The sequence below is a fragment of the Vibrio sp. VPAP30 genome (genome assembly GCF_001188205.1).
In the GTDB taxonomy this organism is placed as follows: Bacteria; Pseudomonadota; Gammaproteobacteria; order Enterobacterales; family Vibrionaceae; genus Vibrio; species Vibrio bivalvicida.
In genome coordinates, this window is sequence record NZ_LBLS01000027.1 from 1 (window position 1) to 4,106 (window position 4,106).

Annotated in this window: 4 protein-coding genes; all 4 read left to right on the top strand. The window is 41.0% G+C overall.

Features of this window, described 5'->3' with window-relative positions; translation table 11 throughout:
* Nucleotides 1–574: 574 nt before the first annotated feature.
* Nucleotides 575–703, top strand: a complete 129-nt coding sequence (locus ZX61_RS24665) for a hypothetical protein (protein ID WP_268808183.1) — start codon at nucleotides 575–577, stop codon at nucleotides 701–703.
* A gap of 110 nt (nucleotides 704–813) precedes the next feature.
* Nucleotides 814–1,383 (top strand): hypothetical protein, encoded by a 570-nt coding sequence (locus ZX61_RS12315; RefSeq protein ID WP_150114995.1) that lies wholly within the window; start codon nucleotides 814–816, stop codon nucleotides 1,381–1,383.
* Nucleotides 1,384–1,555: 172 nt separating this feature from the next.
* Nucleotides 1,556–1,858, top strand: coding sequence for a hypothetical protein (locus ZX61_RS12320; protein WP_049844931.1), 303 nt, complete (start codon nucleotides 1,556–1,558; stop codon nucleotides 1,856–1,858).
* Nucleotides 1,859–2,487: 629 nt separating this feature from the next.
* The gene (locus ZX61_RS12325) at nucleotides 2,488–3,381 is read left to right on the top strand and encodes a hypothetical protein (protein WP_049844932.1); all 894 of its coding nucleotides are present in this window, start codon (nucleotides 2,488–2,490) and stop codon (nucleotides 3,379–3,381) included.
* Nucleotides 3,382–4,106: the final 725 nt, after the last annotated feature.

Genomic DNA, 4,106 nt, shown 5'->3' on the forward strand with positions numbered 1-4,106 from the left:
TACCTTTCGTTCTCAGTGAGGTGCGTGTATCTCATGTTTTTTACTTCTTGGCGGGAGCAAACTTCATGATTATCGCATCTCACTGTTTTTATGTTCAGAGGTGTCGCACTTCGTACTTGAATCCAAGGCACATAACAAGCAATTTAAGAGGGATTCACAACGCTCGGCATTTTTGCTTCTACCTCAAATTTAGTGTTTATAGCACAATGCTTTAGGTGTGGGTGGTAGCGTTGTTCACCCCTTAATTGGGCGTTAGCTAGTGTTTAAAGAACTAAGGGCTTAAGTGCTCATGAATGCGGGGCTCTAGTTTCACACTTGATAGTCCCAATGCGCAAACTATCTCGCCAGTGGCACTGTTCGAAAAGTGGTTGAATCAACCAAAGTCAGTTTACTGGAGTGGTGCGTTTGTTTAGTTCTTTGGTGTGGCTTCTTGGGTGTTGAAATGCTGCGTAGCTAAATCTGATTTGCGCGCTTGGTAGTGTGCTTTTTTGAAAGTATTCTCTGCCAAGCATGTTCTAGCAACTGTGTTTGGGTTTTCGAGCTGTCCAATTTACATTGCCACTCGAAAGCAATAATGGATTTCAAATTAGGCGCTTGGGCGAAAAACTCAACCTTCTGCGTAGCAGCTAACAAACTGCTCAAGGCGGACTATCAACGCTCGGCAATTTTGGTTCTAGTTTGGTACAGTGCTTACGGCGGCTAGTTTAAGTATTGTGTTATGCGTTGCTAGCCACTTAGCAGGGCGTTAGCACTCTAGGAGGAAGTATTCAGATTATAACATTTATAGCCCCATTGATTTTTGTATCGTTTCTCGTGTTTAAGGCAAGGTTTTCGGTATATCAAAATACCCTCGACAATGGCGTTTTCACTTATGTTTCAGCTTTCCTAGCAGTCATTTTAACTGCGATTTTTTACATCTACAAAATTAGAAGAGTTAAACGCGCCGAAACAATAATTGTGGAACATGGAAATTTTGGAAAGCGCCCTAACTCAGCAACTCGTTTGTTACCATTTGTTGTTCTTCTGCTGTTTATCTTAATAAGAATTGGTATAACAATTCCCAATGAAAGATATCTAGGTGACGAGGTTGTCAAAATCAACTTCAAAGTTACTTGTAAAGGTGAGCGCTCAGTTAAAGGTGGAGCAATAAAGTATTTGTGTATCAACGATGGAGAAAGAGATCTTAAATATGATGCTAACGACATAGCATCTCATTATTTTTCGATTGGAGAAGAAATTATTGCCACTACTCGACAAGGTTATTGGGGATATTTAGTTATTCAAGATCTGCACAAAAAGAAGACTAGCAAAGCACTCGATGCGAAAGCCGTTACTTGTGTTGGGCTTACAGCTTCAGAGTGTGCTCGATACTTTGCTCCATAGAAAAAAGCAGATTTAGGCTCAAGTGCTAACAAACTGCTTAAGACGGACTGCCAACGCTCGGCGAATTTACTTCAAAGTTTGCTCTGTGTTTAAGGTGGCTTGTTTACGTTTTGTGTTATGTTGTCAGCCACTTAGCAGGGCGTTAGGTCCTTAGTTTAAAATGGAATAAATAATGATTAAAAAACTATATACAGGTGGCTATGGGTTGCCGATTACATTCTGGGCTTTTTATTTTGTTGCCTTGATTCCAGTAACGGCGGCACAGAAGGTAAATGAGAATATCCCATTTAGCTTTCTGCTTTTATTTGTCGAGATATTTCTAGAGGTGCTCGTAATTATGGGTATATGGAACCTTAGAAATACTTATCAAGGCGCTAAGGCTTGGGTTTGGATATCATTGGTGTTCGTAATACTAAGTTTACTCGTCGCTTTAATTACTCTTGGTGTTATGGTGTTTTACGTAGTAACGGCCTAACAAACTGCTTAAGACGGACTGCCAACGCTCGGCGAATTTGCTTCAAATTCTGCTCCGTGTTTAGGATGGCTTGTTTACGTTTTGTGGTATGTTGTCAGCCACTTAGCAGGGCGTTAGGTTGCTTTAAAGAATGTGGGGTTGTTAGCTCTGCACTTAGCCACTTTAAGATTTGTGTTTGTCGTTAGTTAATCGTCTGTGTGGCGCGAACACCTTCAGGTGAAAGCTTAGTTTAGTAGGCACATATCAGCTTCAGCGGTTCACCGTTTTCAAGTCCGTCCTGTTTTAGACTTGTGCTTGATTTCAATATTGTCCCGAATAGTTCATCGAATCGGTGTTTTCAGGTTTAGCGCTCATGGGGTTCAGTGAACCACCGCAGGTTAGTAGGGCGCGCGATTCGAAGTTCAGTGGTCATTGCGGTGCTCTCAGCATTGGTATTTAGTAGGTCTACCTCCGTATTCCAAATCAGCAAAGGCACTCGTAATAAGCATCCCTAACAAGCTGCTAAAGACGGACTGTCAACGCGGGGCAATTTTAGTTCAAGTCGGGTATAGTGTTTACGGTGGTATGGTTAAGTGGCGGTGGTCGCGTTGTCAGCCACTTAGCAGGGCGTTAGAACTTTAAGGAAAGTTATGGACTCAGACGAACATAATGTTGAGTGTAAATCAGAAAATACGTTAACTCACCTTACTTGGCTTGAGCATGTTCAGCGCCTAATTTTTCAAGAGTGGAAGCAATTCGTTGGGTACTTGTTTGCTTCAATTGCTGGGGCATTTGGTGTGGTTGAATTATTCAAGTTCTTTTTACCTCACTTAGAGCTGAATAATATAAAAATACTATTTATCCTGGTTGCGATTGGCCTTGTATTTTCTCTTTTACACTGTATTCATGCCTATTGTACTAGGGTTCCTAGCGGGCTAGAAACTGAATCAAAGGAAGTTCACAAAATTGTTAGGCGCAAGCGGTTATTTTGGGAATATGCTCTGTTTCATCAACTGCTTGAAGATCGTATTACAGAGATAGATCGAGAACTTACAGATATTTTGAGTAATCGGGTTTATGTGAAATTTTCCCAAAACTTAAATGATGATGAATACATGAAATGGCTTCAGCTAAGGCCTAAAAATATGCTCAAACTCGTTGAAGTTGCAAAGCAACTTTTTATACGCGAGTTAGGACCAAATCTAAGCTCCAACGAAGAGAATGAGTTATGTTATATGAATATTGTTCAATTTGCGGACTTAGTTAGTGGTTTGTATCGAGACCTTTATGAGTACGAAGTCGAGGGTAGGCAAATCTCTGCGCCAGATGATTTCGATTTGCTACATGAAATTCAATCTAGTTGGGTGGTTAGTATCAGAGATGGCTTTTACCAAATGATGAGTATCACGAAAGGAATCGCTACAAGGAAGAACAGAGATTTGTCACCAGTGGAAGGTACAATAACTCTTGAAGAACCTCCTCGAATTGAGGAGTTTAATATCGAGCTCGGTAGGCTTAAAGTACTGAAGAATATAAAGTTCTAACAAAGCATTTAAGAGTGATTCACAACGCTTGGCGTTTTCGCTTCGCTCAAGTATAGCCAAGCGTCGCTCACACCTTAATGCGGCGTTAATAAGCTACTGTTAACGAATAGTTTTTTGGGGTATGTAGTCTTTCATTGGCTGTTCCTTTCTCCGCACAAATTCTCGCTCTCTAGCGTGCTTTGAGTTATGAAGTTTCTTTGACGTAAATGCCATTTCAAATCATCGAAAGGGCTAATATGCCAACAACCGTCTTCGCTCTCAAAGCTTTATCGTTGTGGCAATTAACTGTCCGTAACTTTAGTGGGTGGCCTGTTCTCAGCCACTTTGGTTTGGCTAATTGCTCAAAGCAGGTTTCTGGAAAGGACAGTGGGTCAGTAGCCAATAAAAATCTGGTTGGTTTGTACTGTTGAGTTCGGTGGGTTGTTTGGTTGTAGAGCACGCGGAAAGTACTTTATTAACAAAGTGTTCAAGCTGGATTCTCAACGCTCGGCGGTTTTGGTTGCAAATTTTAGTGCAGTGATTAAGGTGGCTTTATTAAGTTAAGTGGGGCGTTGTTCACCACTTAACACAGCGTTAATAAGCTACTGTTAACGAATAGTTTTTTGGTATGTAGTCTTTCAATGGCTGTACCTTTTTCGGCACAAATTCTCTTTCTCAGCGCGCTCTGAGTTCTCAAGTTTCTTTGACGTAAATGCCATTTGAAAACATCGAAAGCGCTAATATGC